We start from the raw sequence: 26,835 nt of genomic DNA on the forward strand, positions 1-26,835 counted from the left end.
CACGCCGTGCGCGATCGCGGTGGCGCGCCGACGCGCCCGGCCGCGCGCGAGGCGAGCGGGACTCGAGCCGCGCTACACTCGCGCCATGGACCTCGGCCTCAGCGGGAAGATCGCGATCGTGACCGGCGGTAGCCGCGGGATCGGGCGCGCCATCGCCGTCGAGCTCGCACGCGAGGGAGCGCGCGTCGCGATCGGCGCGCGGGGGGAGGCCGCGCTCGGCGAGACGCTGCGCGCGCTCGAGGCCGAGGGACCCGGGCCGCACCTCGCCCTCCCCTGCGATCTGACCACGGCGGAGGGGGTCGACGCCCTCGTCCGGGCGGCGGCGGAGCGCCTGGGGGGCGTGGATCTGCTCGTGAACAACGTGGGCGGCTCGGGCGCGCGCCGCCTGGCCGAGGCGGACGAGGCGGACTTCCGCGCGGTGCTCGACCGGAACCTCTTCCCCGCGCTGCGCGCGAGCCTGCGGGTCATCCCCGAGCTGCGGCGCCGCGGCGGCGGCGCGATCGTGATGATCGCGTCGATCTGGGGACGCGAGGCCGGGGGCGGGCCTTCCTACAACATCGCGAAGGCCGCGGAGCTGAGCCTCGCGAAGGCCCTCGCCGGAGAGGTCGCCGCGGACGGGATCCGCGTGAACGCGGTCGCGCCCGGCTCGATCGAGTTCCCCGGCGGCGGCTGGGAGCGCCGCCGGCTGGCCGACCCGGAGGGCATCGCCGAGTTCGTGCGCCGCGAGATCCCGGGCGGGCGCTTCGGGCGTCCCGAGGAGGTCGCCGCGGTCGTGGCCTTCCTCTTGTCGCAGCGCGCGAGCTGGGTGAACGGTGCGTGCTGGGTGGTGGACGGCGGTCAGAGCCGGACGTTCTGAGCCGAGGCGGCCGCGATCGAGGACGGCGGTCAGGCCGCGCCGCGCGAGCCGCCCGCCTCGCAGCGGTGCACCTCGACGGTGACGTGCGCGAGATCCGGGAAGCGCGCGAGCCGCTGCTTGTAGGCGGCCGGGGGGCGCGGGTCCTCGGTCACGACCGAGACGATCGCCCCGAGGTGGCGCGGGCCGACGCGCCAGACATGCAGATCCGCGAGCCGATCGCCGCCCTCCTCGAGCGCCGAACGGATCTCCTCGCGACGTCCGGGCGCCACCTCCGCGTCGAGCAGCACGGCGGAGGTGTCCCGCAGGAGCCCCACGGACCAGCGGGCGATGACCAGCGCACCGACGATGCCCATCACCGGATCCATCCAGGTCCAGCCGAGCGTCTTGCCCGCGAGGAGCGCCACGATCGCGAACACGGAGGTGAGCGCGTCGGCGAGCACGTGGAGGTAGGCAGCGCGGAGGTTGTGGTCTCGGTGGCCGTGGCGGGACGCGTGGGCGTGCCCCGCGCCGGGATCCCCGGGGCCGGGGTGGTCGTGCGCGGGGTCCTCCTCGTGATCCTGATCGTGGTCGTGATCGTGGGCATGGCCGTGGTCGTGCCCGTGGTCCTCGCGCAGGAGGAACGCACAGAAGAGGTTCACGGCGAGGCCGATGCAGGCGACCAGGATCGCCTGATCGAAGCGGATCGAGACCGGCGAGGCGAGCCGGACGGAGCTCTCGGCGAGCACGAGGAACGCGATGACCGCGAGCCCCACCGCGCTCGCGAACCCGCCCAGGGCGCCGACCTTGCCGGTGCCGAAGGTGTAACGCGGGTCGGCGGCGTGCCTTCGTGCGTAGGCGTAGGCGAACGCGGCGACCGAGAGGGCCGCCGCGTGCGTTCCCATGTGCCAGCCGTCCGCGAGGAGCGCCATCGACCGGAACAGCATCCCGGCGGCGATCTCCGCGACCATCATCGCGAGCGTGAGCCCGACCACCCAGCGGGTGCGCCGCTCGGCGCGCGCCGGCTCCTGCCCGACGAAGGCGTGCTCGTGCCGCCAGCTCTCGACGCTCTCCGCGTGCATGTCGCCCTCCGCCCGGGCCTGAGCCCCGAGCGGGCGCACCATAACGCAGCCGTGACCCGCGCGCGCGCTCCGCGTGCGAGCGGCTGCTCCCCTGGTGTCAGCCCGGCGTGGCGGCCTCAAGAAAGCAGGCTTGCGGTCACCTCCCCGCCGTGGCCGTGCAGGGGGTCGTCACAGCGGGTGCGACCGGGTTTCACGCACAGTCGTTATCACGGGTTGTGCGGACCATCCCGGAATCTCCGCTGCATTCGACACGTTGCACGCGCCGTAGGGGTCGTCACCTACGGTGGAACCCGTCGCCTGGTCCATGGACGGCGGGATACCGGGCGATGGCTCGCCTGCCTAACTCCCCCCCTGCGCGCCATCAAGGCCGCCTCTTCCAGGACAGGGGAATCAGATGAAGCTCCTCAGCAAGCTGCTCGTGGCGTTCGTCGTGCTCTCCGGAACTGCGTATGCGCAGTCCGCCAAGGTCGACATGGGGATGGGAGTGCTGAAGGCGCTGCCGAAGGCGGCGGCCGCCGGCGCCGGTGAGTGGCAGACCCTCATGACGGGCAGCATCCACACGTCGTCCCAGAAGGACCTCATGTTCGGCGTGTCGCTCGTCACCTCGCTGTTCACCGACACCACGGTGGCGAGCAGCCAGTACCGCAAGAGCGAGGCCGAGGCCGAGGCGAAGATCGAGGTCCGCGTGCTGGTCGACGGCAACGAGGCGGCGCCCAACGAGGTGACGTTCGATCGCCGGCGCCAGTACCTGATGGCGCAGTTCGACGGCTTCAGCTGCCAGATCCTCGCCGACGGCACCGTCGCGCTCGACGGCTGCGCGTATCAGGACGAGATCCTCCAGCTCGTGCTCGACACCGAGGCGGCCCACGCGTTCTTCTTCGGCGCCGCGAACGTGGACGTCGGCTACCACACCATCACGGTCCAGGCCCGCACGACGACCTCCACGACCGGCCTCGCGAACGCCCAGGCGCTCATCGGGAAGGCCGCGTTCACGGTCGAGGAAGTGCGGCTCGTGAACGGCGCCACCATCGAGCTCAAGTAGCCTGCTCGAAAAGCCCCGCGGTGAGGGCGCCTCGCACGAACGGGGGCGCCCTTTGCTCGTCCGTCGCATTCGAATGCCGTCCGAGCGATCCGGGCCGTCCCGCATGGGCCGCGAGGAGCGCGCTATAGTGCACCTCGACCTGCGGTCGGAGGCGCGATGAGCCGCTCGGGCACGACGGGGCCGCGCCTGGTCGCCATCTTCCTGATGGGCGGCGCGCTGCTGAACTACCCGATCCTCTTCCTCTTCGCGCGTCCCGGCGAGCTCGCCGGGATCCCCCTGCTCTACGCCTACGTGTTCGCGGTGTGGATCCTGATCATCCTCCTCATGGCGCTCGTCATCGAGCGGGCGCGGGTCTAGGAGCGGGGCCCATGCTCCAGCGCTGGGTGATCGGCGTCGCCTCGTTCGCCTACCTCGGCGTGCTGTTCGCGATCGCGTACTACGGCGACCGGCGCGCCGCCGCCGGCCGGTCGCTCATCGCGAACCCGTACATCTACGCCCTGTCGCTCGCGGTGTACTGCACCACCTGGACGTTCTACGGCAGCGTGGGCCGCGCGGCGTCGAGCGGCGTCGGCTTCCTCCCCGTCTACCTCGGGCCGACGCTCATGGTGCCGCTGTGGTGGTACGTGATGCGGAAGATCCTCCGCATCAGCAAGGCCTACCGCATCACCTCGATCGCCGACTTCGTCGCCTCGCGCTACGGCAAGAGCCAGCTGCTCGGCGGGCTCGTGACGATCATCGCCGTGCTCGGCGTCATCCCCTACATCTCGCTCCAGCTCAAGGCGATCTCCGGCAGCTTCACGATCCTCCTGCACTATCCGGGCATCGTCATGCCGGGCAAGGCGCAGGCGCAGCCGTTCCTGCAGGACAGCGCCCTCTACATCGCGCTCATGCTGGCCGCCTTCACGATCCTGTTCGGCACCCGCCACCTCGACGCCACCGAGCGCCACGAGGGGCTCGTGGCGGCCATCGCCTTCGAGTCGGTCGTGAAGCTGCTCGCGTTCCTGGTCGTCGGGGCGTTCGTGACGTTCGGCATGTACCGCGGCTTCGGCGAGGTCTTCCGGCTCGCCGAGCGCACGCCGGAGCTGCGCGGGCTCCTCACCGTGCCGAGCACGAGCGGCAGCTACGTGACCTGGGCGTTCCTGACGCTCCTGTCGATGCTGTCGATCATGTTCCTGCCGCGGCAGTTCCAGATCACCGTCGTCGAGAACGTGGACGAGGACCACCTCGGCAAGGCGATCTGGCTCTTCCCGCTGTACCTCCTGCTCATCAACGTCTTCGTCCTGCCGGTCGCCATCGGCGGGCTCTCCCTCCTCGCTGAGGCGGGCGTGGACGCGGACACCTTCGTGCTCACCCTGCCGATCTCCCAGCAGAAGGAGGCGCTGACGCTCTTCGTGTTCATCGGCGGTCTCTCCGCCGGCACCGGGATGGTGATCGTGGAGACGATCGCGCTCTCCACCATGGTCTGCAACGACCTCGTCATGCCGGTGCTGCTGCGGCTGAAGTCCCTGCGCCTCAACGCGTGGCGCGACGTCTCGGGCCTCTTGCTCTCGATCCGCCGGCTGGCGATCGGGGCGATCCTCCTCCTCGGCTACGTCTACTTCCGCGTCGCGGGCGACGCGTACGCCCTCGTCGCGATCGGCCTCATCTCCTTCGCGGCGGTCGCCCAGTTCGCGCCGGCGATCCTCGGCGGCATCTACTGGCGCGGCGGCACCCGCTCCGGCGCGATCGCCGGGCTCTCCGGCGGGTTCGTCGTCTGGGCCTACACCCTGCTCCTCCCGTCCTTCGCCAAGTCGGGGTGGCTGCCCGCGCGCTTCCTCACCGACGGGCTCTTCGGCCTCGCCCTGCTCCGGCCCCAGGAGCTGTTCGGGCTCGTGGGCATGGACGAGATCCCGCACGCCCTGTTCTGGAGCATGCTCGCGAACATCGGCCTCTACGTGGGCGTGTCGGTCGCGAGCCGGCCCGGCGTCGCCGAGACGAGCCAGGCGACCCTGTTCGTCGACGTCTTCGAGCGCACCCACGCCTTCGACCGGTCCCGCTTCTGGCGCGGCAGCGCCTCGGTGCAGGATCTGCTCCCCCTCACCGGGCGGTTCCTCGGACCGGACCGCGCGAGGGAGGCCTTCCTCGCCTACGCGCGGCGACGCGGGTGCGCGTCGCTCGACGCCCTGCCCGCCGACGCCGATCTCGTCCACTTCGCCGAGACCCAGCTCGCCGGCGCGATCGGGGGCGCCTCGGCGCGCGTCCTCGTCGCCTCCGTGGTGCAGGAGGAGCCGGTCTCGATCGACGAGGTGATGGACATCCTCGACGAGGCGTCGCAGGTGCGCGCCTACAGCCGCGAGCTCGAGCAGAAGTCGCGCGAGCTCGAGACCGCGACCGCCGAGCTGCGCGCGGCGAACGCCCAGCTCCAGGAGCTCGACCGGATGAAGGACGAGTTCATGTCCAGCGTCACCCACGAGCTCCGGACGCCGCTCACGTCGATCCGCGCCTTCTCCGAGATCCTCAGGGAGGATCCCCGCACGAACCTCGCCGACCGCTCGCGCTTCCTCGCCATCATCGTCAAGGAGACCGAGCGGCTCACCCGCCTCATCAACCAGCTCCTCGACATGGCGAAGATCGAGTCGGGCAGCGCGGAGTGGCACACCTCCGAGCTCGACGTGCAGGAGGCCATCCAGGACTCGGTCGACGCGACGAGCCAGCTGTTCCGCGACAGCGGCGTCGAGCTCACGGTTTCGTTCGCGCCGGCGCCGCGCGTCCGCGCCGACCGCGACCGCCTCGTGCAGGTGCTCATGAACCTCCTGTCGAACGCGGTGAAGTTCTGCCCGCGCGGCGGCCGCGTGGAGGTCCGGCTCGCGCCGGCGCCGGACGGCGTGCGGGTGGACGTGCAGGACAGCGGCCCCGGGATCGGCGCGGCCGACCAGGAGCTCATCTTCGAGAAGTTCCGGCAGGTGAGCGACACGCTGACCGGCAAGCCCCGCGGGACGGGCCTCGGCCTGCCCATCAGCCGCAGGATCGTCGAGCACTTCGGGGGACGGCTCTGGGTCGAGAGCGAGCCCGGCCACGGCGCGACGTTCTCGTTCGTGCTGCCGCTCGACGCGGGCGCCCGCGCCGCCGGCGAGGCTCCGCGCGTGGCGGAGCGGAAGGAGGTCGGGCGATGAGCAAGCGCGTGCTGATCGTGGACGACGAGCCGAGCATCGTCATCTCGCTCGAGTACCTCCTGCAGCGCGAGGGCTACGAGACGGCGGTCGCCCCGGACGGCGAGGCGGCGCTCGAGGCGATGGCGGCGGCGCCCGACCTGGTGGTGCTCGACGTGATGCTGCCCAAGCTGAACGGCTTCGAGGTGTGCGAGCGCATCCGCGCCGACCCGCGGTGGCGGGGGACGAAGATCCTCATGCTCACCGCCAGGGGCCGCGACACCGAGGTGGCCCGGGGGCTCCGGGCCGGCGCCGACGCGTACGTGACGAAGCCGTTCTCCACGAAGGAGCTCCTGGCGCAGATGAAGGACCTGCTCGGCGTCCGGCGCTGAGCCTCGCGCGAGCGACGGAGGAGCGACCGTGGGGACCGAGGGGCGACGCGCGACGCTGTCGATGTTCAGCCCGCTGGCGGCGATCATCCGCCGCCCCGCGGTGACGGTGCCGCTCGACGCGACCCTCCGGGTGGCGCTCGAGCGCATGGAGCGGACGCGCATCGACTCCATCGTGGTGACGGACCGGACGGGAGACGTCCCACTCGGCATCTTCACCCTGCGCGACCTCCTCCGGCGCGTCACGCTGCCCGGCGGCGACCTGCAGCAGCCGATCGCCGCGGCGATGACGGGCGGCCTCGTCACGCTCCGGCCCCAGGCGACCGCGCACCAGGCCGCGCTGCTGATGGCCCGGAACGCCATGGGACACGTCGTGGTGGTGGACGGCGAGGGGCGGCTCGCCGGCGTCGTGTCGCGGGACGATCTCTTCGGGCTCCAGCGGGTCGGCCTCGGCGAGGTGAGCGGCGAGATCGCCGCGGCGAAGGACCTCGCCGCGCTCCGCGGCGCGGCGGCGGAGATCCGGCACCTGGCGATCGGCCTCGTGGCCCAGGGCGTCGGCGCGGAGCTGCTCACCCACTTCACCTCGACGCTCACCGATCTGCTCACCATCCGGATCATCGACCTGACGATCGACGAGCACGACCTGCCGCCGGTGCCGTTCTGCTGGATCGCCCTCGGGTCGGAGGGCCGCCTCGAGCAGACGTTCAGCACCGACCAGGACAACGGCCTCGTCTTCGAGGCCGAGGAGGCGGACGCCGCGGAGGTCCGCGCGGCGCTCGTCCCGTTCGCGCGGGCGGTGAACGAGAAGCTCGACGCCTGCGGCTTCCCCCTCTGCAAGGGGGGCATCATGGCGGGCAACCCGCAGTGGTGCCTCACCCTCGACGAGTGGCGGCGCGCCTTCGGGCGCTGGATCCACGAGCCGCAGGCGCAGGCGCTCCTCCACGCCTCCGTCTTCTTCGACCTCAGGCCGATCCACGGGGCCGACCGCCTCGCGGAGCAGCTCCGGGAGTGGCTCCTCGCCGAGACTGCGGAGCGGCCGCTCTTCCTGCGCGTCCTGGCCGAGAACGCGCTCACGTGCCAGCCGCCGCTCGGCACGCTCCGCGACTTCGTCTTCGACAACCGGGCGAAGGACTTCCCCCACACGCTCGAGCTCAAGACCTACGGCTCGCGACCGTTCGTGGACGCCGCGCGCATCCTCGCGCTCGCCCACCGCATCCCGCACACGAGCAGCGCCGAGCGCCTCCGTGCGGTCGCGGACGCCGGGCACCTCGGCTCCGGCAGCGTCGCCGCCCTCGTCGACGCCTTCTACTTCATCCACCTGCTCCGCCTGCGAAACCAGGCGACGCACGCGCCGGGCGAGGGCGCGAACCGGGTGGACCCGAGGGAGCTCAACGACCTCGACCGCCACGTCCTCAAGGAGGCGTTCCGGCAGGCGCGCAGGCTGCAAGGCCTCGTCGCCCGCGAGTACGAGCTGTGATCGTGCGCGGGGCGCGACCCGGGGGGCGACGGGCAGGCGCTCTAGCCGACCGAGAAGGGCGAGCTCGGTCGTGATGGCGATGGCGCTCCGGAGCGTGCGGTACAGGGGGCACGCGTCCGCGAAGAAGCCGTGCACGCGCTCGGCGGTCTCCCGCTGCTCGGCGCTCCCTTTCAGCTCCAGGACCACGTGGATGCGCCGGATGACGAGCACGCGCTCCTCGAGCTCGACCTCGCCCGTGACCCGCGCACGGAGCCTGTCGCCGGTGGCCGGGATCTGGCGCGCCTCCAGCGCGCCTCCGAAGGTGCCGAGCAGTCAGCCGCCGGTGGCGCCGATGACGTAGTCGAGCGTCGTCGCATGGGGCTCGAACGTGCCGGGCGCCCTACCGTAGTGCTCCGCGACCGCGCCGTGGGTCCCGAAGAGCACGGGCTCGGGCTCGGCAGGGAGGTGGGCTCTCCGGATCGAGCCCGCGAGCCGCTCGATGACGATCTCCGGGCGATACGCGACGTCCGCCATGGCGGCCTCCTGGCGCGGGGCGGACGCGTCGTGCGCCGCGCGCCGCAACTCACCCTGTAGCAGGGCGCCTCGGTGCGCGCAGCCCCGCGAGCGTCCTGCCGGCGATGGCCCGTCCGGCCCCCGGAGGTCACCCTGGGTGACGCACGGCCACGCTCGGCAGCCGCGGATCGTCGCTGCCGAGAGGACGCGGGGTTTCCCGGCGGGTAGGCGCCCGAGGCGACCCTCCAGAAAAGGGAAAGGGGCTGGCGTCTCCGCCAACCCCTCGATCTTCTTGTGGGCGCTGCAGGTTTCGAACCTGCGACCCCAGCCGTGTGAAGGCTGTGCTCTACCGCTGAGCTAAGCGCCCCGGTGCAACGAGGCGGCGGAGTATGCCGTCGGTCCCGGGTCGTGTCAACGAGCTCAATGCGTCGTGGGACCGTCCGGTCCGTCGCCCGGCCGACCCGGCTCGTCGAGCCGGTGCGAGAGCTCCCGCGCCTTGCGCTTGATGCGGGCGAGCTGCTTCGCGAGCTCCTGGTAATCCTGCCGGCCGGGCACGCCCGCGGCCTTCATGAAGCGGGTCTGCGCCTCCTCGAGCCGCTTGCGACCGCGCTGCGCGGCGCCCACGGCGCGCGCCACGGCCTCCTGGCCGCGCGGGTCCTTGAGGACCGCCTCCGTCGCCTGGGTGACGAGCCGGGTCCCCGTCTCGAGGAGCCGCTCTGCGAAGCCCTTGCGCGCCATCCGTCTCCGCCTCCTCAGGGGAACTCGGTCACGACGGCGCAGAGCGCCGCATCGACCACGTAACGGAATCCGCTCCGCCGCACCAGCGCCTCGAGGTCACCTTCGACCCGGACGCGGCCGGAGATCGCGGCCTTCACGGGGTCGCCCCCGTTGAAGAGCCCCTTCCATGTGCCGTAGGGCGCGCGCACGACGTAGGCGGGCTCGAGCTCGAGGAGATCGTCGGGATCCTCGAGCAGACGCCACTCCACGATCTGCCCGCGCGCGTGGCGCGCGTAGGCCGCCACGTCCGCCTTCCAGGCGGGCCTCTCCGCCTCGACCACGAAGGCGGCGTCGGCGCCGAGCCCGGCGAGCGCCCTCGCGAGGTCCGGCTGCCGGTTGAGCGCGGCGGCGACCGCGTCGATCCACTCGCGAGATCCGAAGCGCATCGCTAGCCCCGCTTCAGCCACCCGAAGATGCCGCCGCGGCGCTCGCCCGCGTCGCCCTCGGCGGCGCGACCGCCCTCCCCCGCCGCCCGCCCGCGCGCGTCCTCGGCGAGCGCGCGCCGGATCGCCTCGGGCGTGTCGCGCGTCGCGAGCTCGAGCTCGGTCATGCCCTTCACCGGATCGTCGAAGCTCACCTTGAGCAGGCACTCCTCGTCGAGCCTGAAGTCGATGCGCCGGCCCGTCGCCGCCGCGGGCAGCCGGATCGAGCCGAGGAACTCGTCGTCCACCACGTGGTCCGAGTCGCCCTGGTAGATGTCGATCTCGATGGGCTTCCCCGGCTCGCGCGGCGGCGGGAGGCGGAAGCTCTTCGAGGCGGGGATGGTGGTGTTCTTCTCGAGCACCCGGCGGAACAGGTTCTGCGGCGTGGCGATGCCGATGGGCATCGACAGCACGTCCACGAGCGTCACCGAGTCGATCTGGCCGAGGGAGTCGCCCAGGATCGCCGCGCCGAGCGCGACGCACTCGTCGGGGTGGACGCCCTTGCGCGCCGGCTTGCCGAAGTGCTGCTGGATCTTCTGCTGGACGAGCGGCATCCGGCTCTGCCCGCCGACGAGGATGATCTCGTCGATGTCCTGCGGGCGGAGCCGCTTGTCGGCGAGCACCTGGTCGCACAGCTCGAAGGTGCGGTCGACGAGGTCCATCGTGAGGTCGTCGAGCTGCTGGCGGGAGAGCGGCACGCGGACGTCGAGCGGGCGCCCCTTCTTCTCCTCGATGTAGGGCAGGTCGATCGTGACGTTCGGGATGAGCGACAGGTCGATCTTCGCCGCCTCGGCGCCCTTCTTGACCCGCTGCATCGCGATGGGCGAGCCGGCGAGGTCGATCTTGTGCTGCCGCCAGAAGTCCTCGAGGACGTAGTCGATGATGCGGTTGTCGAAGTCCACGCCGCCGAGGAACGTGTCGCCGCCGGTCGCCAGCACCTCGAAGACGTTGCCCTGGAGCTGGAGCACCGAGACGTCGAACGTCCCGCCGCCGAGGTCGTAGACCAGGATCTTCTGGTCGAGCGCGCGCCCGAACCCGTACGCGAGCGCGGCCGCGGTCGGCTCGTTCACGATCCGTCTCACCTCGAACCCGGCCAGCCGTCCGGCCTCGCGCACCGCCTGGCGCTGGGCGTCGGAGTAATAGGCCGGCACCGAGATGACCGCCTCGTCGATGTCCTTCTGCAGGAACTGGCCGGCGATCTTCTTGATGTGCGCGAGCACCATCGCGGAGATCTCGGGGAGCGTGAGGATCTTGCCCCCCAGCGTCACCGCCGCGTCGCCGTTCGGCCCCTCGACGATGTCGTACGAATAGTAGTTGCGCAGCTCCTGGACGACCTTGGAGCTCCACTTGCGCCCGATGAGCCGCTTCGCGCCGTAGATGGTGTTCTTCGGGTTCGTGACGAGCTGGTCCTTCGCCACGGCGCCGACGAGGAAGTCGGCATTGTCCGAGAGCGCCACGACCGTGGGCAGGATGAGGTTGCCGCGGTCGGTCGGGACCACCTTGGGGAGCCGGCTGCGGACGTGCGCGACGCAGGCGTTGGTCGTGCCGAGATCGATGCCGAGGACGGGCTTCTCGCGGGCGGCCATGTGCCCGGATCCTTAGCACGAATCTAGAACGGCACGTCGTCCCCGTCCCCGTCCTCGACGCCGTCGTTCGCGGCCGGCAGCTCGCGCGCGGCGCTCCCGCGCGCGCCGAGGCGCGGCGCGTCGCCGGGATCCGGCGCGCCGAAGAGCGCCGGCACGACGCGCGGGTCGCGCGGCGGGAGCTGCCCGGGCGGCGGCGGCGCGGCGCCGAGCGCGGGCGCGCCGCCCCCCGGCTCGTCGAGCTGCCAGCGCTCGAACAGCTCCGGCTCGCCGGGGAGCTCCTCGACGAAGCGCGAGGCCTTCATGACGACGCGCTCGCGGTCGCGCGGCGCGGCGAGGATGGGGTACGTGAGGTACAGCTCGTCCTTGGCGCGGGTGCACGCGACGTAGAACAGGCGCCGCTCCTCCTCCTCCCCGTCGCGATCCTTGAGCGCCTGCGCCGACGGGAACCTCCCGTCGGAGAGCCACACCACGAACACCGCCCGCCACTCGAGCCCCTTCGCCTGGTGCACCGACGAGAGGATCATCTTCTCGTCCGGCTCGCCGCCCTCCGAGACCGTCTCGGCGGTGAGCTCGGTGAGGAGCGAGATCTCGGCGAGGAAGGTCTCGGTGTCCTCGTAGCCGCGCGCGTACTCGGCGAGCTGGCGGAGGTCCTCCACGCGCGAGTCGGCGTTCAGGAACTCGGCGCGGAGGTACTCCTCGTAGCCGCCCTCGATGACCTTCTCGATCGCCTCGCCCGGCAGGTCGGCGGTGGGCTTGCGCGAGAGCGCCCGCAGGAGCTCCGCGAGCTTGCGGTACCCCGTGCGCCCCTTGGGCGGCACGTGGGAGGCGACGTCCGGCGCGAGGAGCTCGTCCACCGTGCCCGCCCCGCGCCGCCGCCGCCCGAGGAACGCGTTCCAGACGGCCTCCGCGGTGGCGGTCCCGACGCCGGGGGTGATCTTGAGGCAGCGCTTGAGGGCGAGCTCGTCGCCGGGGTTGCGGACGAAGCGCAGGTGGGCGAGCACGTCCTTCACGTGCGCGGCCTCGAAGAACCGCACCCCGCTCCGCACGACGAAGGGGATGCCGCGCCGCGCGAGCTCGAACTGGATCTCCATCGCGTGGTGGTGCGCGCGGTAGAGGACCGCGATCTCCGGCAGCGGGATGCCCTCGTCGCGGAGCTCGAGCACCCGCTGCGCGACGAACGCGGCCTGCTGCTGGACCTCGCGGCAGGGCACGACCGCCGGGAGCGTGCCGTCGGCGCGGACGCTCGTGAGCTCCTTCTCGAACTGCCGCACGTTCGCGGCGATGGAGGCGTTCGCGAGGCCCAGGATCTGCGGGGTGGAGCGGTAGTTGACGGTGAGGTCGTAGCGGCGCGCGTCGGGGTAGCGCTTCTCGAACTCGAGGATGTTCGCGAAGTGGGCGCCGCGGAACGCGTAGATGCTCTGCGCGTCGTCGCCGACGACGCAGAGGTTCCGGTGCCCGGCGGCGATGAGGTCGACGACGTCGCCCTGGAGCCGGTTCGTGTCCTGGTACTCGTCCACGAGCACGTGGGCGTAGCGGCCTGCGACGGCGCGCCGGACGGTCTCGCGCTCGGCGAGCAGGATCTTCCAGTTGAGGAGCAGATCGTCGAAGTCCATCGCGTTGAGCTCGTGCTTCCGCTCTGCGTAGCGGCGCGCGACGCGGAGGACGTCGTCGGTCAGCGGGACGAACTGCGGGCGTCGGTCGGCGAGGACGTCGGCGAGCGGCGTCTGGGTGTTCACCGCCATCGAGACGAGGTCGATGAGGACGTCCGCCTTGGGGAAGCGGCGGGCCCCCACCGCGAGCCCGCAGTCGGCGATCGCCGCGGTCATGACGTCGCGCGAGTCCTCGCGGTCGAGGATCGAGTAGCCCTTCTGGTAGCCGAGCTCGCCGCCGTGCTCGCGCAGGATCTGGTGCGCGACGTGGTGGAACGTGCCGCCGGTGATCTGGCGCGTGTCGAGCCGGCAGACCTCGCCGACCCGCCGGAGCATCTCCTGCGCCGCCTTGTTGGTGAAGGTGAGGAGGAGGATCGACTCGGGCGAGACGCCGTCCGCGAGGAGCCGCGCCACGCGCCAGGTGAGCGTGCGCGTCTTGCCGGAGCCGGCTCCCGCCACGACGAGGATCGGCCCCTCGCCCGCCTCGACGACCGCGATCTGCTGGTCGTTGAGCAGGCCCTGGTAGTTGAGCGCGCGGGCCGGGGCGGCCTGGGACTTGAGCTGGTAACGCCGGGACATACGTTCAGGGACGTGCAACGTAGCAGGCGGGTCCGACACGGGGCCAGCCGGCCCCGGCCCCGGAGGCCAGGGGCGCGCTAAGATCGTCGCATGCCGAGCGCGCCCCTCCAGTTCTGGTTCGACTTCGCGAGCACCTACTCGTACGTCGCCGCGCTGCGGATCGAGCCGCTCGCCGCCCGCGCGGGCGTTCCGGTCGAGTGGAGGCCGTTCCTGCTCGGTCCGATCTTCACGGAGCAGCTCGGGATCAAGGACTCCCCGTTCAACGCCTACCCGGTGCGCGGCCGCTACATGTGGCGCGACGTGGAGCGGCTCTGCGCGAAGTACGGTCTCCCGTGGCGGAGGCCCTCGCTCTTCCCCCGGAACGGCCTGCTCGCCGCGCGGATCGGCTGCATCGTCGCGGCCGAGCCGTGGGCGCCCGACTTCTTCCGCTCGGTCTTCCGCGCGAACTTCGCCGAGGACCGGGACATCGCGGACCCCGCGGTCGTCGCGGCGCTCCTCGCGGACGCCGGGCAGGACCCGCAGGCCCTCGTCGCGCGGGCGTCGTCCTCCGAGGTGAAGCAGGCCCTCCGCGACCGGACGGCCGAGGCGTCCCGGCTCGGCCTCTTCGGCGCGCCCGACTTCGTCACGCGCGGCGAGCTCTTCTTCGGCCAGGACCGGCTCGACGACGCGCTCGAGTGGGCCACCGGAACCTGACTCGACGCGCGATCCTTTCCAGGCTTCGGCTTCGCCGGACCCAGAGTGTTCGAGGACGCGGCGGCGTGCCTCGAAGCCGAGTGCCAACCCGAAGAGTTTCGACGCGTTGCGCACGGAGCCCGCCACCCGGCCGCGCGAGTAGCCCGCTGCGGCTGAATACGCGGAGCGCCGCCGGAGTCCCCGGTGTCGTACGAACCACCGCTTGCGGGCGGCCCCGAGCCCCTGCGACCCTGCGCGCCCAACCCGGAGGCCCCGATGCTGCTTCGACCCCGCACCCTCGCCCTTCTCGCCCTCGCCCTCGTGCTGCCCGCCGTCGCTACGGCGCAGGCGCGGTCGATCGATCCCTACGGCCGGCCCAGCGCGAGCCCGGTCTCAGTCGAGCTCGATCGCGGCCTGGTGGCGTCGTACCCGCTCGACGGCGACGCCGTGGACCGCGTCACGCGGAGGCCGGCGCGCGTGGTCGGCGCGCGCCCGCTCGAGGGCCACGATGGGCGGCCCCGGGGCGCGCTCTGGTTCGACGGTGCGCGCGCATGGGTCGTCCTCGGCGACGCGCTGTAGCTCCCGCGCTTCACCATCGCCGCCTGGATCCGGCCCGACGCGACCGACCGTGTGATGGCGATCGTCTCCAAGATCCGGAACCTCCCGGGCCACTACGAGAAGAACCTCGAGCTGCGCCTCGACCCCGGCGGCCGGCTCTTCCTGCACGTCCCGGGCGGTGGCGACTGGGACGCGGCGCAGGGGCAGCGCGCGCTCGAGCCCGGCCGCTGGGTGCACGTGGCCGCGACCTACGACGGCAGACGAGCGCAGCTCTGGGTGGATGGTGTCCGCGACGGCGCTCCGCTCGAGGTGGCGTACGCCCAGACCCGCACCGAGACCTTCATCGGCGCGCGCCCCGAGGGTGGTGGCCGCGACGGTCGCACGCCGGCGGGCCCAACCTTCGCGTTCCAGGGCGGCATCGAGGACGTGAACTTCTGGGATCGCGCGCTCGGCGACGCGGAGCTGCTGGCCGTGGCGGGCCGCGCGCCGCCGCGCTGGTGGCGTGGTACCCGCTCGACGGCGACGCGGCCGACCGGCAGGGCCGCGCCGACGGCAAGATCGTCGGCAAGGCACGCCCGGCGGAGGACCGCGGCGGCGACCCAGAGGGTTCGCTCGCCTTCTCCGGCAGGGACTACGTGGACCTCGGCCAGCGGACCGAGCCCGATCGGTTCACCATCGCGGCCTGGGTCCGGCCCGGCCGCACCGACCGCGAGCAGGTGATCTTCTCGAAGATCTCGTCCGCTGAGGGCCCACGGGATCGCTGGCTCGAGCTGCGGATCGACGCGGGCGGCAAGGTGGCCCTCGCCATCCCCGGCGGTGGGTACGGCTCGCGGGCGCAGGGCGTGCGGACCGCGCGCGCGGTGGCCAAGGGCCAGTGGGTCCACGTCGCCGCCACCTTCGATGGCGAGCGCGCAGCGATCTTCCTCGACGGGTCCGTCGAGGCCGAGGCGTCGCTCCAGCGGCTCGAGGGCTCGAAGGGCCCGGCCTTCCTCGGCGCCCGCCCCGACGCGACCGGGGCCCGCGCGCGGCTCGGGACCGGGCTCGAGGGGCGGCTCGACGACGTCCGTGTCTACCGCGGGGCCATCGCCGACGATGAGGTCGCAGCGCTGGCGCATGAGCGCACCGGCGGCTCGGGCGGAGGCCGGCCCGGGCGCGGGGGCGACGACGAGGAGGTGAGCGCGTTCCTGGTGAAGGTGGACCGGCTGCTCGCCCAGTTCGACACTGCCTGCGTCCGCCGGAGCGCCGACCTCGTCGCGCGGGTGGAAGCGAGGATCCTCGACGAGCTGGAGCGGGCCGAGCAGGCCGCCCGCGCCGAGCGGAGCGGGCGCATCGCCGGGTACCTCCGCCGCGCCGCGCAGGAGTTCCAGGCCGGCCGCGGTCGCACGGACCCGATGAGCCTCGATCGCAAGCGCAGCGCGCTGTCCGGGCTCGCGGAGTCGCTCTGGAACGACCTCGCGCAGGATCTCGACGACCAGGGGCTGCGGCCGGGCGCAGGCGTGCGCCGCGACGATCTCTGGTACTGACGGCTCGCCCGCCGCGGGTCCCCCGGGTCGGCGCCCGGGGGCCGCGCCGTGGCCGCGCAGCGCGGGTGAGCAGGTGGTGCCGTCGGGCCGGCCGCTGAAGCCGCCGCCGCGCGTTGCGTCGCTGCCGGTGAGCGAGGCGCGCCCTGGGATCACTTCCCGGGCTTGACGCGCGCGAGCGGCTCGGCTGCATTCGCGACGCGGCGGGTGCGCCGCCCTGGCCCCGCGAGCGCCCGCGCGAGCGCCGCGTGCCGCGCTCCGACGCCCTCGATCTCCACGTGCCGCACCGACGGCGCCTTCGCGTCGTGCGACAGCGTGAGAGTGAGCCGCTCGGCGGAGAGCGCCGAAGGGATCCGGTCCGCCCACTCCACGAGCAGCGCGCCCTCCCCGCCCACGAGGTCGCCGAAGCCGGTCCCATAGAGCTCGTCCTCGTCGCCGATCCGGTAGAGGTCGGCGTGGTGCACCGGGATCCTGCCGCGGTAGGTCGCGACGATGGCGAAGCTCGGCGACGAGACCTCCTCCGCCGGGACCTCCGCGCCTTCGCAGGCGCCGCGCACGAGCTGGGTCTTGCCCGCGCCGAGCTCGCCCACGAGCGCCACCACGTCGCCGGGCTGGAGGAGCCCGCCGAGCTTCCTCCCGAGCGCGTAGGTCGCGCGCGCCGAGCGCGTCGTCCGCCGCGCGGTGAACCGCTCCGCCGTCATCGTCCCCACTCCGCCCAGACCTCCCCGATCGCCTCGCCCAGGTCGCCGGCCAGGAGCCCGCGCTGCCCGAGTCGCGCCGCCACCCGATCTCCCGCGCGCCCGTGGACCCAGGCGCCTACGCGCGCCGCCGCGCCTGGCGCGAGGCCGCCCGCGAGCAGCGCGCCGACGAGCCCCGCGAGCACGTCGCCCGTCCCGCCCGTGGCCATGCCGGCGTTGCCGGTCGGGATCACCGCCGCCGGACCCTCCGGGTCCGCGACCACCGTGCGCGCGCCCTTCAGCACGATCGTCGCGCGCCACTCGCGCGCCTTCTCGGCGGCGACGCCGAGGCGGTCCGCCTGCACCGCCTCGATCGTCGTCCCGCACAGGCGCGCCATCTCGCCGGGATGCGGCGTGAGCACGAGCGGCACGCCCAGGCCCGCGAGCCGTACGGGATCGTCCGCGAGCGCGTTCAGCGCGTCGGCGTCGAGCACGGCCGGGAGCCGCGCGCGCTCGAGGAGCGCGCGCAGGAGCTCGCCCGTCTCGTCGCCGCGCGGGATGCCTGGGCCGATGGCGAGCGCGTCCACGCCCTTCGCCGCGGCGAGCAGCGCCTGGAGGTCCGCGCGCCCGAGCGGTCCCGTCCCGGGCACCGCCGTGCTCATGGCCTCGGGGCGGCCGAACAGGGCGAGCGCCAGCGCCTCCGCCCGCGCCGCGAGCGTGACGAGGCCGGCGCCGCCGCGGAGCGCGCCCGTGAGCGCGAGGTGCGCCGCGCCGGTCTTGCCGGGCGAGCCGGCGACGACGAGGAGCCGCCCGGCGTCGCCCTTGTGCGCGTCGGGCCTGCGCGGCGGCAGGAGCGCGCGGGCCCCGTCCGCCTCGAGGAGCTCGCACAGGACCGCGACGCGCCCGGCCGCCTCCTGCGGGATGCCGATGTCGGCGACGGTCACCTCGCCCGCGAAGGACGGGCCGGGGTGCAGGACGAGCCCGCGCTTCTGGAACGCGAAGGTGACGGTCCGGTCGGCGCGGACGCAGGCCCCGAGCGGCCGGCCGGTGTCGGCGGAGAGGCCGGAGGGGACGTCGACGGCGAGGACGCGCGCGCCGGCGGCCCGCGCGGCGTCGACGCGCTCGATGGCCCGCGCGAAGGCGCCCTCGGGCGCGCGCGAGAGCCCGGTGCCGAAGATCGCGTCCACCACCACGTCGCCCGGCCCGGCGTCGAGCCCGCCGAGCGCGCCCGCCTCGTCGATGGGCACGCCCGCGCGCTCCGCCTCGTCGCGCGTCGCGCGCGCGTCCCCCGCGAGGCGGGCCGCCGCGACGAGGGAGAGGACCCTGGCGTCGCGCCCCGCCGCGCGGAGGATCCGCGCCGCGACGTAGCCGTCGCCGCCGTTGTTCCCGCCGCCGCAGACCACGACGAACCGGCCGTCCGGCGCCGCGAGCGCGCGCGCCGCCTCCGCCACCGCGCGCCCGGCGCGGTCCATGAGCGCGAGCGAAGGCACCCCGAACGCGTCGATGGCGGCGCGGTCGATGGCCCGCATCTCCGCGGAGCCGACGAGCCTCATCGCGCCTCCCCGTCGAGCACGACGGTCGCCGCGGCGACCCCGCCGTCGTGGGTGAGGGTGACGAGCACGCGCCGCACGCCGAGCCGTTCCGCCGCCTCCCAGGCCACGCCGCGGAGCGCCAGCGCGGGCGCGCCCTGACCCCGGACCACCTCGACGTCGGTGAAGCGGATCCCGGCGGGCGCGCCGAGCGCCTTCGACGCCGCCTCCTTCGCGGCGAAGCGGGCGGCGTAGCGCGTCGCGCGGTCGCGGGCGGCGTCGCAGTAGGCGCGCTCGCCCTGGGTGAAGCAGCGCGCGAGGAAGCGGTCCGCGCGGCCGGGAGGGCCCGCGAGGACGCGCTCGATCCGCGCCACCTCCACGACGTCCATGCCGAGCCCGAGGACCACGTCGCCTCCCCTCGCCCGCGCCGCCCGACAGCTCAGGGCGAGCGGATCGAACCTACGGCCGCGCCTTCGCGATGAGCTCCCGCATCTCGCGGACGGCGCGCTCCATGCCGACCAGCACCGCCCGCCCCACGATCGAGTGGCCGATGTTGAGCTCCTCGATCTCGGGGATGGCCGCGACCGGCAGCACGTTCTGGTAGTTGAGTCCGTGCCCCGCCGCCACCTCGAGCCCCAGCTTCGACGCCGCCTTGCAGGCGTCCACGAGCCGCGAGAGCTCCTTGCGGCGATCCGGGGCGAGCCGCGCGTCGCAGTAGCGCCCGGTGTGGAACTCGACCGTGGACGCCTCGGCGCGGTGCGCCGCCTTCACCTGATCGAGGTCCGGATCGATGAACAGCGAGACCTTGATGTCGGCGTCGCGCAGCGTCTTCACGACCTTGCGCACGTTGTCGCGGCCGCCGACGGCGTCGAGGCCGCCCTCGGTGGTGAGCTCCTCGCGCCGCTCCGGCACGAGCGTCACGACGTCGGGCTTCACCTCGTAGGCGATCTTCACCATCTCCTGGGTGGCGGCCATCTCGAGGTTGAGCCGGGTCGAGACGGTGCGCCGCAGGATCTGGAGGTCCCGCTCCTGGATGTGCCGGCGGTCCTCGCGGAGGTGGATGGTGATCTGGTCCGCCCCGCCCAGCTCGGCGAGCACCACCGCGGCGACGGGGTCCGGGTACGTCGTGCGGCGGGACTGGCGGAGCGTCGCGACGTGGTCGACGTTGACACCGAGACGAGCTGGCATGGCCGGAATCTAACTCATTTCGTGCCGGAGGGACGCACACGGCGCGTCCCCCCCGAACCCCGGGCTCGGCTCCGGCGCAGCCACACCCGGCTGCGCCTGCGCCCGTCGATCCGCTCGGTGGCCGCTACCCCAGCGCCTTGCGCAGCTCCTCGGCGATCTGCTCGGCCTGGGCCCGGATCCGCTTGCCGTCCGTGCCCTCGACGAGGACGCGGACCTTGTTCTCCGTGCCGGAGAAGCGCACGAGGACGCGCCCGTCCTTCCCGAGCGCCTTCTCCACCGCGGCGATGGCGCCCGCGACCCCCGGCAGCTCCGAGAGCGCCCGCTTCTCCTTCACCGCGACGTTCACGAGCGCCTGCGGCACCGGCTCGAAGCAGCGGGCGAGCTCCGAGAGCGGGCGCCCCTCGCGCTGCATCACCGCGAGCACGTTCAGGCCGGCGGCGACGCCGTCGCCGGTCGTGACGTGGTCGAGGAAGATGAGGTGCCCCGACTGCTCGCCGCCGAAGTTGTAGCCGCTGCGGCGCATCTCCTCGACGACGTAGCGATCGCCCACCGCCGTCCGGACCACCCGGCCACCCGCGCCGGCGAGGGCGCGCTCGAGGCCGAGGTTCGACATGACCGTCGCGACCACCGTCTTCTTGGCGAGCGCCTTCTGGTGGATGAGGTCGCGCCCGACGAGGGCCATGACCGCGTCGCCGTCCACGATGCGCCCGTTCTCGTCCGCCAGGATCACGCGGTCGGCGTCCCCGTCGAGCGCCAGGCCGAGGTGCGCCCGGTGCTTCTGGATGGCTTTCGCCATGCTCTCCGGGTGAACGGCGCCGCACCCGTCGTTGATGTTCTTCCCGTCCGGCTTCACGTTGAGCGCAATGACCTTGGCGCCGAGCTCCTCGAACACCGCCGGCGCCACGTGGTAGGCCGCGCCGTGGGCGCAGTCGACCACGATGGTGAGCCCGTCGAGGGTGAGGCTCTTCGGGAAGATCGACTTGAGGAACACCACGTAGCGGCCGATGGCGTCGTCGATCCGCTTCGCCTTCCCGATGCGCGTGGCCGTCGGGCGGAGCGCGTGGAACTCCTCGAGGCCCGACTCGCCGAGCACGAGCTGCTCGATCTGGAGCTCGACGGCGTCGGGGAGCTTGAACCCGTCGCGCGAGAAGAACTTGATCCCGTTGTCCTGGTACGGGTTGTGGCTCGCGCTGATGACCACGCCCGCGTCCGCCCGCATCGACTCGGTGAGGAACGCGATGCCGGGCGTCGGCAGGGGGCCCGAGAGCATCACGTCCACGCCCATCGAGCTGATCCCGGAGGCGATCGCCTGCTCGAGCATGTACCCCGACAGGCGGGTGTCCTTGCCGATGACGATGCGGTGCCGGTGCGAGCCGTTCCGCACCACGTAGGCGAGCGCCCGCCCGAGCTGGAGCGCCATCTCGGCGGTCATCGGGTGGACGTTCGCGACGCCGCGCACGCCGTCGGTGCCGAACAGCCGGCGAGCGACCGGCGCGTGGCTCCGGGCGCCGTTGCCGGAAGGGCCGTCGCGCAGGGTGTTCCGCGCCTCGTTGCGGGGGAGGCGCGCGCGCGCCGCGCCGTTCACGGCTGCGCGGGACGTCGGGGAGGGTTCACGGGTGGGCATCGCAGGCAACCTAGGGTTTGAGGGAGGAGCGTTCAACGGGCGTCCCGCCGGAGATCGATCGTGCCCTGGGCGGGGGTGATGGACTCGAGGCGCAGGCCGTGAGGGAGGCGCAGCGCCTCCGCCCGCGCGCGCCACGCGACCTGGCCGCCGCCGGCGCGCGTGACGTCGACGCGGACGGGGCCGAGGCTCGCCGGGTCGAGGACCCGGAGGCGCGCCCACGGTCCGTTCACCGCGACGGTGACCTCGACCGGGAGCGCGTCGAGGGGCGGAACGCGCGGTGGAAGCACCGCCTCGACCGGCACCGCGTAGACCGCGGTGACGCGCCGCTCGCCGCGCACCACGACGAAGAGCGCGAGCGCGATCGCGACGGCGAGGAGCGCGAGCGCGACGTCAGAGCGCCGCATGCGATCCTCCCTGCCGGCGCCTCGCGGGCGACGCCTCCCCCGGCCGGGCGACGGCGGCGAGACCGCCCGCCCCGCCGTGATCCGCGCCGAGGACGGCGGCGTAGAGCAGCGCGCGCAGGCGCTTCTCGTCGAGCCCGCGGTGCAGCGTCCCCTCGAGCGCGACGGAGATCTCGCCCCGCTCCTCGGAGACGACGACCACCGCGGCGTCCACCTCCTCGGCGAGGCCGAGGGCGGCCCGATGGCGCGTGCCGAGCTCGAGCGCGGCGGGCGCCGCGGAGAGCGGGAGCAGGCACGTCGCGGCGGCGGCCCGGCTCCCCCGCACCACGACCGCGCCGTCGTGGATCGGGCTCGCGGGCTGGAACAGCGCGACGAGGAGCTCGGGCGTGATCGCGGCGTCGAGGCGGAACCCGGAGCCGGCGAGCTCGGCGAGATCGGCGGTCCGCTCGACCACGACGAGGGCGCCCACCCGCCGCCGGGCGAGCTCGAGGGCCGCCTTCACCACCGCGTCGATCGTGCCGATCCGCGCGACCCGCTCGGCGTGCGCGCCGCGCTCGTCGTGGACGATCCTCGCCACCACCCGCGCCAGGCGCGGAGAGCGGCCCAGCTCGGCGAGCGCACGCCGGAGGTCCGCCTGGAACAGCACGATGACGCCGAAGATGAACGAGTAGCTGAGGAAGTGGCCGAGGAGCCAGGAGAGCGTGGCGAGCCCGGCCCCCTCGGCGCCCGCGTACGCGAGGCCGACGAGGGCGAGCCCGACGAGGATCGCGGTCGCGCGGGTGCCCCGGATGAAGCGGAGCACGTGGTAGCAGAGGAACGCCACGACGGCGACGTCGACGAGCGCGAGCAGCGCGTCGCGGACGGTGGCGTCCGGCCCGATGAGGAACGTGAGGACGGATTGCAACGGAGGTCTCCGGGCGCGGCAGTCTACCGTGAGGCCGACTTCAAGCCGAGCACTCGTCAGCGGGGCCGCGCGGCGTCCCGGATGGCCGCCGCCACCCGGGCGGCCTGGCGAGCGGGCGCCACGTCGTGGACCCTCAGCCACTCCACCCCGGCGAGCACCGCCGCCGTCACCGCCGCGAGCGTTCCGGGCAGCCGATCCTCCACGGGGGCGCCCGCGGCCTTGCCGATGAAGCTCTTGCGGGAGGGCCCGACGAGGAGCGGGCGTCCGAGCGCGCGCAGCTCTGCGACCCGGGCGAGGAGCTCGAGGTTGTGCTCCGGCGTCTTCGCGAAGCCGATGCCGGGGTCGAGGATGGTGTGCTCCGGATCCACACCCGCCGCCTCGGCCCGCCGCAGCACCAGGGCGAGCTCGGCGCGGACCTCGGCGGCGACGTCGCCGTAGCGCGCCCGCGACTGCATGTCCGCCGGCGTCCCGCGCGTGTGCATGAGCACGACCGGGACGCCCGCCTCCGCGACGACCCGCGCGAGCGCGGGATCGGCGAGGCCCGACACGTCGTTCACCAGATCCGCGCCGGCCTCGAGCGCGGCGCGCGCGACCGTCGCCTTCGTCGTGTCCACGGAGATCGGGAGCGCGAACCCGCGGGCGCGGAGGGCCGCGACGACCGGGACCACGCGCCTCTGCTCCTCGTTCGCGGGCACCGGCGGCGCGCCGGGCCGGGTCGACTCGCCGCCCAGGTCGACGAGGTCCGCCCCCTCCTCGGCGAGCCGGAACGCGTGCGCGACCGCCAGGTCCGGGTCGAGGAACCGGCCGCCGTCCGAGAACGAGTCGGGGGTCGCGTTCACGATCCCCATGAGATAGGGGCCAGGCCCGTCGAAGAGCCTGGCCCCGATCCGCATGCGCATCGCGCTAGGCCTTGGCCGGCACGGGCGCCGTGGCCGCGTCGAGGAGGCCGCCCTTCTTCTTCTCGGCGGCGGCCGCGGCGAGCGGCTTCGGCGGCGGCGGACGGCTGATCGAGCCGCCCGAGACGAGCAGGTCGATGTCCGACGCGTCGAGCGTCTCGTACTCGATGAGGGCGTCGGCGATCTTGTTGAGGATCGTCTGGTGCTCGAGGAGCACGCGCTTCGCCCGGTCGTACTGCTCGAAGACGATGCGGTGCACCTCGGCGTCGATGTCGCGGGCGGTCTGCTCGGAGAAGGTCTGGACCGTGTTCATCTCGCGGCCGAGGAAGACCTCGCCCTCCTTCTTGCCGAAGGCGAGCGGGCCCATCTTCTCGCTCATGCCCCACTCGCAGACCATGGAGCGGGCGAGGTTGGTCGCGACCTCGATGTCGTTGCCGGCGCCGGTCGTCTTCTGGCTGAAGGTGATCTCCTCGGCGAGCCGGCCGCCCATGAGGATCGCGACCTGGTTGAGCGCGTACTCCTGGGAGATGTTGAGCCGGTCCTCCTGCGGGAGCTGCTGGGTGAGGCCCAGCGCGCGGCCGCGGGGGATGATCGTGACCTTGTGGACGGGGTCCGTGCCCGGGAGGATCTTCGCGACGAGCGCGTGGCCCGCCTCGTGGATCGCCGTGGTGCGCTTCTCCTTCTCGGAGATGATCATGGAGCGCCGCTCGGTGCCCATGATGACCTTGTCCTTCGCGAACTCGAAGTCCTCGATCGCGAGCTTCTCCTTGTTGCGCCGCGCGGCGTAGAGCGCCGCCTCGTTCACCAGGTTCTCGATGTCCGCGCCGGAGAAGCCGGGCGTGCCGCGCGCGATCTGCGTGAGGTCCACCGCCGTGTCGAGCGGCGTCTTCTTGGTGTGGACCTTGAGGATGCCGAGCCGGCCGTTGAGATCCGGGCGGGGCACCACGATGCGCCGGTCGAAGCGGCCGGGCCGGAGCAGTGCGGGATCGAGCACGTCGGGCCGGTTCGTGGCCGCGATGAGGATCACGCCCTCGTTCGACTCGAAGCCGTCCATCTCGACGAGCAGCTGGTTGAGCGTCTGCTCGCGCTCGTCGTGCCCGCCGCCGAGGCCCGCGCCGCGGTGGCGGCCGACCGCGTCGATCTCGTCGATGAAGATGATGCAGGGCGCGTTCTTCTTGCCCTGCTCGAACAGATCGCGGACGCGCGAGGCGCCGACGCCGACGAACATCTCGACGAAGTCCGAGCCGGAGATGGAGAAGAACGGCACGCCCGCCTCGCCCGCGACCGCGCGGGCGAGCAGCGTCTTGCCGGTGCCCGGCGGCCCCATGAGCAGCACGCCCTTCGGGATCCGGCCGCCGAGGCGCGTGAACTTCTTGGGGTCCTTGAGGAAGGAGATGATCTCCTCGAGCTCGTCCTTCGACTCGTCGATCCCTGCGACGTCGGCGAAGGTGATCTTGTTGTGGTGCTCGGTCATGAGCTTCGCCTTCGACTTCCCGAAGCTCATCGCCTTCCCGCCGCCGGACTGCAGCTGGCGCATGAAGAAGAAGAACAGGAGGAACAGGAAGACGAGGGGGAGGTACTGGAGCAGCACCGTCACCCACAGCGAGCTCTGCTCGGGCTTCTCGAACGAGAGGTTCACGCCCTGCTGGCGCAGCTTCTCGGCGATCGTCGCGGACGCGTCGATGGGACCCGTCGTGACGAACTCGGAGCCGTCGCGGAGGTGGCCGATGTAGTCGAGGTCCTTGATGCGGACCTCCTTCACCTCGCCCGCCTCGACCTTCTGCATGAACTGCGACCAGTTGTAGGGCTTCGCCTGAGCGCCGCGCTGCTGGAACAGCTGCCACAGCGCGAGGAACATCACGATCAAGAAGACCCAGAGCAGGGCGGTCTTGTAGGACTGTCGCAAGGCTCTCTTTCCCCTTCGGTGGAGCGTCAGATCGTCGAAACCGACGGGATTCGCCGCGTCTTCCGCGGACCTGCACGTCGAGCCGCGCTCCGGACCAGGCGGACCTTATAGCAGCCCCTCACCCCTTTTGCAGTGCGGCCGGCGGTCCTACGGGTCGCTCACCAGGTGGACGGCGAGCCCTGCGCCCGTGGGGCCGAAGCCCGAGCCCACGGCCGCCAGCTCCGGGATCGCCACCACCTCCGCCCCGCGCGCCAGGAGGACCAGCCCGTCGCGCCGCTCGCGGGGGACCTTTCGATCGATGAGCCAGCGCTTGAGGGTCTTGGAGCCGCGGCCTCCGTCGGGGCGCCAGCGGTCGCCCGGCCGCCGCGTCCGGAGCGCGAGCGGCCAGGGCACGGCGCCCTCCCGGAGGCACTCGATCTCGACGGCGCACCTGTGCTCCGGCAGCGCATACCTTCCGGGGCCCCGGACCTCGATGGGCGCGAGGGTTCCTGCCTCGGGAGCGCGCTCGGACGGGAGGAGCTCGAGCCGACCGTACCGACAGCGGGCGAGGCGTCCACCCGGCAGCGTGACCTTCCCCGGGCGTTCGCGCCGCACGAGCGACAGGATCGCCTCGACGTGTCTCGCCTCCAGCGAGCCGCGCTGCCCGGTCGCCCGCGCCCAGAGCCGGCGGACGACGCGCCGCCGCACCGCGGGCGTCGCGCCGCGGAGCGTCTCGAGCGCGACGCTCGCGCCGTCGCCGGCGAGCGCGCGCGCGAGGCGCGAGAGCGCCCGCTCGTCTTCACGCGCGAGATCGGCGGCGCGCGCGATGGCGCGCTCGGCCGCCGGCGCGAGCGCGGTGAGCGCCGGCCACAGCTCGAGCCGGAGCCTGTTCCGCGCGAAGCGAGGCGTCGCGTTCGTCGGATCGACGCGCCAGGGGATCCCCCGCGCCGCGAGGTACTCGAGGCCCTCCTCGCGTGAGCGGTCGATGAGCGGCCTCACGATCGGGCCTCGGCGAGGCGGGATGCCCGACAGTCCCCGCGCGCCCGCGCCACGCATGAGCCGCAGGAGGACCGTCTCCGCCTGATCGGTCCGGGTGTGGCCGGTGGCGATGCGTGTCGCGCCCGCGCGGGTCGCGGCGGCCCGGAGGGCGGCGTAGCGGGCGCGGCGGGCCTCGGACTGCACGTTGCCTGGGGCGACGGTCACCCGGACCGCCTCGAAGGGAATGCCCAGCCGCTCGCAGATGGCGGAGGCGGCGGCTGCGTCCTCCGCCCCGCCCGGCCGGAGTCCGTGGTCGACGTTCAGCGCGGCGAGTCCCGTGGATGGGAGACAGCCCGTGTCGCGGAGCTCGGCGAGCGCGGCGAGCAGGGCGGTCGAGTCCGGGCCGCCCGACAGGGCGACGAGGACGCGGTCGCCGGGAGAGAGGAGCCGTCGCCGGCGAATCGTGGCCAGCACGGCGGCCGGGTAAGGATGGATTCTCGTGCGCACGGTGCGGCGCCCTCAGGCGCGGGCTTCTATAGTACCCGCGC

At 73.2% G+C, this 26,835-nt stretch carries 25 protein-coding genes, 1 tRNA gene and 1 pseudogene; 10 read left to right on the forward strand and 17 right to left on the reverse strand.

Translation table 11 applies throughout. The annotated features are described in order from the left end of the window. Positions 1-85 precede the first annotated feature (85 nt). Positions 86-856 carry an SDR family NAD(P)-dependent oxidoreductase gene (locus tag MLV88_RS03950; RefSeq protein WP_242355520.1) on the forward strand — a complete coding sequence of 257 codons (771 nt, stop codon included), beginning with the start codon at positions 86-88 and terminating at the stop codon, positions 854-856. 29 nt (positions 857-885) lie between these two features. Here the strand turns inward: MLV88_RS03950 and dmeF are convergent, their stop codons facing one another. Further along, positions 886-1,914 carry a CDF family Co(II)/Ni(II) efflux transporter DmeF gene (dmeF, locus tag MLV88_RS03955; RefSeq protein ID WP_242339970.1) on the reverse strand — a complete coding sequence of 343 codons (1,029 nt, stop codon included), beginning with the start codon at positions 1,912-1,914 and terminating at the stop codon, positions 886-888. Positions 1,915-2,308: 394 nt separating this feature from the next. Between dmeF and MLV88_RS03960 the strand changes: the two genes are divergently transcribed. The 5 genes from MLV88_RS03960 to MLV88_RS03980 all read left to right on the forward strand — a co-directional run bounded on the left by MLV88_RS03960 (position 2,309) and on the right by MLV88_RS03980 (position 7,950). Beyond that, complete coding sequence (locus MLV88_RS03960) at positions 2,309-2,956, forward strand: hypothetical protein (protein WP_242355518.1); 648 nt, start codon at positions 2,309-2,311, stop codon at positions 2,954-2,956. Between the two features lie 156 nt (positions 2,957-3,112). Next, a complete protein-coding gene (locus tag MLV88_RS03965) occupies positions 3,113-3,313 on the forward strand; it encodes a hypothetical protein (RefSeq protein ID WP_242339967.1) in 201 nt (66 codons plus the stop codon). Between the two features lie 11 nt (positions 3,314-3,324). After that, positions 3,325-6,108 (forward strand): sensor histidine kinase, encoded by a 2,784-nt coding sequence (locus MLV88_RS03970; RefSeq protein ID WP_242339966.1) that lies wholly within the window; start codon positions 3,325-3,327, stop codon positions 6,106-6,108. Then, on the forward strand, positions 6,105-6,476 hold the full coding sequence (locus MLV88_RS03975; protein WP_242339965.1) for a response regulator transcription factor: 372 nt from the start codon (positions 6,105-6,107) through the stop codon (positions 6,474-6,476). The genes MLV88_RS03970 and MLV88_RS03975 overlap by 4 nt, the downstream gene beginning before the upstream one ends. Positions 6,477-6,504: 28 nt before the next feature. Continuing rightward, the gene (locus MLV88_RS03980) at positions 6,505-7,950 is read left to right on the forward strand and encodes a DUF294 nucleotidyltransferase-like domain-containing protein (RefSeq protein ID WP_242360118.1); all 1,446 of its coding nucleotides are present in this window, start codon (positions 6,505-6,507) and stop codon (positions 7,948-7,950) included. Between the two features lie 312 nt (positions 7,951-8,262). Here MLV88_RS03980 and MLV88_RS03985 read toward each other — a convergent pair whose 3' ends face one another. From MLV88_RS03985 to MLV88_RS04010, 6 genes are all read right to left on the reverse strand, one after another. Beyond that, entirely contained in the window at positions 8,263-8,463 is a 201-nt protein-coding gene (locus MLV88_RS03985) for a hypothetical protein (RefSeq protein WP_242339963.1), read from the reverse strand. A gap of 274 nt (positions 8,464-8,737) precedes the next feature. After that, positions 8,738-8,809 (reverse strand) — tRNA-Val (locus MLV88_RS03990). A 53-nt stretch (positions 8,810-8,862) separates the two neighbouring features. Beyond that, complete coding sequence (locus MLV88_RS03995) at positions 8,863-9,180, reverse strand: hypothetical protein (protein WP_242339962.1); 318 nt, start codon at positions 9,178-9,180, stop codon at positions 8,863-8,865. A 14-nt stretch (positions 9,181-9,194) separates the two neighbouring features. Beyond that, positions 9,195-9,605 (reverse strand): SCP2 sterol-binding domain-containing protein, encoded by a 411-nt coding sequence (locus MLV88_RS04000; RefSeq protein ID WP_242339961.1) that lies wholly within the window; start codon positions 9,603-9,605, stop codon positions 9,195-9,197. Between the two features lie 2 nt (positions 9,606-9,607). Further along, a complete protein-coding gene (locus MLV88_RS04005; RefSeq protein ID WP_243336931.1) occupies positions 9,608-11,227 on the reverse strand; it encodes an Hsp70 family protein in 1,620 nt (539 codons plus the stop codon). Between the two features lie 23 nt (positions 11,228-11,250). Then, a complete protein-coding gene (locus MLV88_RS04010) occupies positions 11,251-13,455 on the reverse strand; it encodes an ATP-dependent helicase (protein WP_243336932.1) in 2,205 nt (734 codons plus the stop codon). A 90-nt stretch (positions 13,456-13,545) separates the two neighbouring features. Between MLV88_RS04010 and MLV88_RS04015 the strand changes: the two genes are divergently transcribed. From MLV88_RS04015 to MLV88_RS04025, 4 genes and pseudogenes are all read left to right on the forward strand, one after another. Next, on the forward strand, positions 13,546-14,148 hold the full coding sequence (locus tag MLV88_RS04015) for a 2-hydroxychromene-2-carboxylate isomerase (protein ID WP_242338025.1): 603 nt from the start codon (positions 13,546-13,548) through the stop codon (positions 14,146-14,148). A 255-nt stretch (positions 14,149-14,403) separates the two neighbouring features. Further along, entirely contained in the window at positions 14,404-14,706 is a 303-nt protein-coding gene (locus tag MLV88_RS04020) for a hypothetical protein (RefSeq protein ID WP_243336933.1), read from the forward strand. Positions 14,707-14,721: 15 nt separating this feature from the next. After that, positions 14,722-15,135, forward strand: a pseudogene (locus MLV88_RS24785) (LamG domain-containing protein); the annotation flags it as partial. A gap of 47 nt (positions 15,136-15,182) precedes the next feature. Next, complete coding sequence (locus MLV88_RS04025) at positions 15,183-16,208, forward strand: LamG domain-containing protein (protein ID WP_243336934.1); 1,026 nt, start codon at positions 15,183-15,185, stop codon at positions 16,206-16,208. Between the two features lie 149 nt (positions 16,209-16,357). On the opposite strand, the gene tsaE is transcribed toward MLV88_RS04025, so the two are convergent. From tsaE to tilS, 10 genes are all read right to left on the reverse strand, one after another. Next, a complete protein-coding gene (gene tsaE, locus MLV88_RS04030) occupies positions 16,358-16,906 on the reverse strand; it encodes a tRNA (adenosine(37)-N6)-threonylcarbamoyltransferase complex ATPase subunit type 1 TsaE (RefSeq protein WP_242355536.1) in 549 nt (182 codons plus the stop codon). Beyond that, a complete protein-coding gene (locus MLV88_RS04035) occupies positions 16,903-18,435 on the reverse strand; it encodes an NAD(P)H-hydrate dehydratase (RefSeq protein WP_243336935.1) in 1,533 nt (510 codons plus the stop codon). The genes tsaE and MLV88_RS04035 overlap by 4 nt, the downstream gene beginning before the upstream one ends. Next, positions 18,432-18,818 carry a holo-ACP synthase gene (gene acpS, locus MLV88_RS04040; RefSeq protein ID WP_242338032.1) on the reverse strand — a complete coding sequence of 129 codons (387 nt, stop codon included), beginning with the start codon at positions 18,816-18,818 and terminating at the stop codon, positions 18,432-18,434. The genes MLV88_RS04035 and acpS overlap by 4 nt, the downstream gene beginning before the upstream one ends. Positions 18,819-18,870: 52 nt before the next feature. Continuing rightward, the gene (locus tag MLV88_RS04045) at positions 18,871-19,599 is read right to left on the reverse strand and encodes a pyridoxine 5'-phosphate synthase (RefSeq protein ID WP_242338035.1); all 729 of its coding nucleotides are present in this window, start codon (positions 19,597-19,599) and stop codon (positions 18,871-18,873) included. A 124-nt stretch (positions 19,600-19,723) separates the two neighbouring features. Next, positions 19,724-21,133 carry a phosphoglucosamine mutase gene (gene glmM / locus MLV88_RS04050; protein ID WP_243336950.1) on the reverse strand — a complete coding sequence of 470 codons (1,410 nt, stop codon included), beginning with the start codon at positions 21,131-21,133 and terminating at the stop codon, positions 19,724-19,726. Positions 21,134-21,255: 122 nt separating this feature from the next. Beyond that, positions 21,256-21,627: a hypothetical protein gene (locus MLV88_RS04055; protein ID WP_242338037.1), complete on the reverse strand. Its 372-nt coding sequence runs from the start codon at positions 21,625-21,627 to the stop codon at positions 21,256-21,258. Further along, entirely contained in the window at positions 21,614-22,528 is a 915-nt protein-coding gene (gene cdaA, locus MLV88_RS04060; protein WP_243336936.1) for a diadenylate cyclase CdaA, read from the reverse strand. Before cdaA ends, MLV88_RS04055 begins: the two co-directional genes overlap by 14 nt. Before the next feature lie 56 nt (positions 22,529-22,584). Beyond that, positions 22,585-23,427 carry a dihydropteroate synthase gene (gene folP / locus MLV88_RS04065; RefSeq protein ID WP_243336937.1) on the reverse strand — a complete coding sequence of 281 codons (843 nt, stop codon included), beginning with the start codon at positions 23,425-23,427 and terminating at the stop codon, positions 22,585-22,587. Positions 23,428-23,431: 4 nt separating this feature from the next. Continuing rightward, a complete protein-coding gene (ftsH, locus tag MLV88_RS04070) occupies positions 23,432-25,330 on the reverse strand; it encodes an ATP-dependent zinc metalloprotease FtsH (RefSeq protein WP_242338043.1) in 1,899 nt (632 codons plus the stop codon). Positions 25,331-25,477: 147 nt separating this feature from the next. Further along, positions 25,478-26,794: a tRNA lysidine(34) synthetase TilS gene (tilS, locus tag MLV88_RS04075; RefSeq protein WP_242355505.1), complete on the reverse strand. Its 1,317-nt coding sequence runs from the start codon at positions 26,792-26,794 to the stop codon at positions 25,478-25,480. Positions 26,795-26,835: the final 41 nt, after the last annotated feature.

Source organism: Anaeromyxobacter soli (assembly GCF_022808855.1).
In the GTDB taxonomy this organism is placed as follows: domain Bacteria; phylum Myxococcota; class Myxococcia; order Myxococcales; family Anaeromyxobacteraceae; genus Anaeromyxobacter; species Anaeromyxobacter soli.

Coding starts and splice junctions, on each gene's coding strand:
- MLV88_RS03970 (WP_242339966.1), top strand. CDS start 3,325: ATGCTCCAGCGCTGGGTGATCGGCGTCGCCTCGTTCGCCTACCTCGGC.
- tsaE (WP_242355536.1), bottom strand. CDS start 16,906: ATGACGGCGGAGCGGTTCACCGCGCGGCGGACGACGCGCTCGGCGCGC.
- MLV88_RS03960 (WP_242355518.1), top strand. CDS start 2,309: ATGAAGCTCCTCAGCAAGCTGCTCGTGGCGTTCGTCGTGCTCTCCGGA.
- MLV88_RS03950 (WP_242355520.1), top strand. CDS start 86: ATGGACCTCGGCCTCAGCGGGAAGATCGCGATCGTGACCGGCGGTAGC.
- MLV88_RS03995 (WP_242339962.1), bottom strand. CDS start 9,180: ATGGCGCGCAAGGGCTTCGCAGAGCGGCTCCTCGAGACGGGGACCCGG.
- MLV88_RS03975 (WP_242339965.1), top strand. CDS start 6,105: ATGAGCAAGCGCGTGCTGATCGTGGACGACGAGCCGAGCATCGTCATC.
- MLV88_RS03985 (WP_242339963.1), bottom strand. CDS start 8,463: ATGGCGGACGTCGCGTATCGCCCGGAGATCGTCATCGAGCGGCTCGCG.
- MLV88_RS04020 (WP_243336933.1), top strand. CDS start 14,404: ATGCTGCTTCGACCCCGCACCCTCGCCCTTCTCGCCCTCGCCCTCGTG.
- folP (WP_243336937.1), bottom strand. CDS start 23,427: ATGCGCATGCGGATCGGGGCCAGGCTCTTCGACGGGCCTGGCCCCTAT.
- MLV88_RS03965 (WP_242339967.1), top strand. CDS start 3,113: ATGAGCCGCTCGGGCACGACGGGGCCGCGCCTGGTCGCCATCTTCCTG.
- MLV88_RS04045 (WP_242338035.1), bottom strand. CDS start 19,599: ATGCCAGCTCGTCTCGGTGTCAACGTCGACCACGTCGCGACGCTCCGC.
- MLV88_RS04005 (WP_243336931.1), bottom strand. CDS start 11,227: ATGGCCGCCCGCGAGAAGCCCGTCCTCGGCATCGATCTCGGCACGACC.
- MLV88_RS04035 (WP_243336935.1), bottom strand. CDS start 18,435: ATGAGGCTCGTCGGCTCCGCGGAGATGCGGGCCATCGACCGCGCCGCC.
- MLV88_RS04010 (WP_243336932.1), bottom strand. CDS start 13,455: ATGTCCCGGCGTTACCAGCTCAAGTCCCAGGCCGCCCCGGCCCGCGCG.
- MLV88_RS04015 (WP_242338025.1), top strand. CDS start 13,546: ATGCCGAGCGCGCCCCTCCAGTTCTGGTTCGACTTCGCGAGCACCTAC.
- MLV88_RS04000 (WP_242339961.1), bottom strand. CDS start 9,605: ATGCGCTTCGGATCTCGCGAGTGGATCGACGCGGTCGCCGCCGCGCTC.
- MLV88_RS04055 (WP_242338037.1), bottom strand. CDS start 21,627: ATGCGGCGCTCTGACGTCGCGCTCGCGCTCCTCGCCGTCGCGATCGCG.
- dmeF (WP_242339970.1), bottom strand. CDS start 1,914: ATGCACGCGGAGAGCGTCGAGAGCTGGCGGCACGAGCACGCCTTCGTC.